A 1,258-nucleotide genomic window follows, 5' to 3' on the forward strand; every position below is an offset into this window, starting at 1 on the left:
GTGATTGACGACATGCTCTTCCCGGATTTGATTCGCACCGGCAATGAATATGGGCTGTTGTTGGGGAATTGGACCGACTGGAAAAAATACCGAGAGTGCAGAGGCAAGACCAGCCATACCTATGATGAAATGATAGCCATTGACGTTGTTCAGTACATACCAGCCTTCCTCAAAGAGGCTCAATTTCTACTGGAACAATTGCAAAAGAGAATCGGTACAACGTGAAGAATCAACCCCCGATAGATATTCACCCGGACCATCAGAAGATTGTTCAGGAGATTCTCCAGAAACATGTACCCAACCATGAGGTATGGGCCTTTGGTTCTCGCGTCAAATGGACAGCCAAGAACTATTCAGACCTGGATTTGTGCGTGATTTCTGACAAGCCACTCGGTTTGGAGGTGATGAGCGATTTGCTGGATGATTTTGTCGAGTCCGATTTGCCCTGGAAGGTGGATGTGGTGGATTGGGCGACGACCAGTGAGTCGTTCAGGAAGATAATTGAGCGGGAAAAGGTGGTGGTGCAGATGGAAAAAGAAATTAATAATCTGGATTTTATTAAGGATAAAGCACTTTTAAGAAAATTGTTGCTAGAAACAAAAGATGGGGAGTGGGGAAAAGAATTACCGTTTGATGATAGTGTTCAGATGTTTGTTATTCGCGGAACAGATTTTGAAGCGGTCAAAAACGGATTATTAATTGATGTTCCTGTTCGATACATCTCTGGAAAAGCAGCATATCGAAAAACATTGCAGCCTTTTGATATTCTGATTGAGACTGCTGGTGGCAGTAAAGGGAAACCAACAGGAAGGACTGTTTTCTTGCGTCCGGCATTGTTTCACAAGTCAAAGCTGCCAATAACATGCGCTTCTTTTGCTCGATACATGAGGATTGACTCATCAACAGCTGTACCAGAATACATTTTTTGGTATCTCCAGAATCTATATAAGAATGGTACAATTGATAATTATCAGGTGCAACATACTGGTGTTGCACGATTCCAATTCACAAAATTTGCTGATTCAATAGAAATTGACTTGCCAAAGTTTAATGTACAGAAAAGCATTTCTGATATTTTAGGTGCTCTCGACGACCGCATCACCATCCTGCGCGCAACCAATGCCACACTTGAAGCCATCGCCCAGGCACTGTTCAAATCCTGGTTTGTTGATTTCGACCCAGTACATGCCAAACAACAGGGCCTTGCGCCTGAAGGTATGGATAAAGCCACCGCCGCTCTGTTCCCGGACAGCTTTGA

2 protein-coding genes are annotated in these 1,258 nt (G+C 43.8%); both read left to right on the forward strand.

What is annotated here, in order from left to right; translation table 11 throughout:
* On the forward strand, positions 1–225 hold a 225-nt coding region (locus tag EJP87_RS16660; RefSeq protein WP_193771491.1), incomplete at its 5' end, for a nucleotidyltransferase substrate binding protein.
* Positions 222–1,258 (forward strand): nucleotidyltransferase domain-containing protein (locus EJP87_RS16665; RefSeq protein ID WP_193771492.1); only part of this gene is annotated, 1,037 nt, incomplete at its 3' end. The genes EJP87_RS16660 and EJP87_RS16665, both read left to right, overlap by 4 nt.

It is taken from the genome of Candidatus Magnetaquicoccus inordinatus, assembly GCF_004217665.1.
GTDB classification, from domain to species: Bacteria; Pseudomonadota; Magnetococcia; order Magnetococcales; family Magnetaquicoccaceae; genus Magnetaquicoccus; species Magnetaquicoccus inordinatus.